At 45.2% G+C, this 281-nt stretch carries 1 protein-coding gene; it reads left to right on the top strand.

Annotated features, from left to right (window positions below; translation table 11 throughout):
• The first annotated feature begins 93 nt into the window (after positions 1 to 93).
• On the top strand, positions 94 to 234 hold the full coding sequence (locus BB427_RS24870; RefSeq protein ID WP_083229845.1) for a hypothetical protein: 141 nt from the start codon (positions 94 to 96) through the stop codon (positions 232 to 234).
• The last annotated feature ends 47 nt before the right edge of the window (positions 235 to 281 follow it).

The following is a 281-nucleotide window of genomic DNA, read 5'->3' as shown; positions in this document are numbered from 1 at the left end:
CCCGCCGTCATTACTCCGTGGTCCACGAACCGAACCCGCCTTGTTCATTTCGCAATTCTTTTCTGAGAAGAGTTCCATTTCGATACCGACAAAATGAGGGAATGTATCAGTGTTCATATTGGTCAAGCCGGAGTCCAGATTGGTAATGCATGCTGGGAGCTGTATTGCTTGGAACACGGTATCCAGCCTGATGGCGCCTTCTGTAACAGTGTTTGGAAGAATTTACTTGGTTAGATTTTTCATTGTCTTGAGACTCGATGATTGGTTTATAGTGTAGATCG

This window comes from Pseudoalteromonas sp. BMB (assembly GCF_001709235.1).
GTDB lineage: Bacteria > Pseudomonadota > Gammaproteobacteria > Enterobacterales > Alteromonadaceae > Pseudoalteromonas > Pseudoalteromonas maricaloris.
This window is presented reverse-complemented; position numbering and strand designations above follow the sequence as displayed.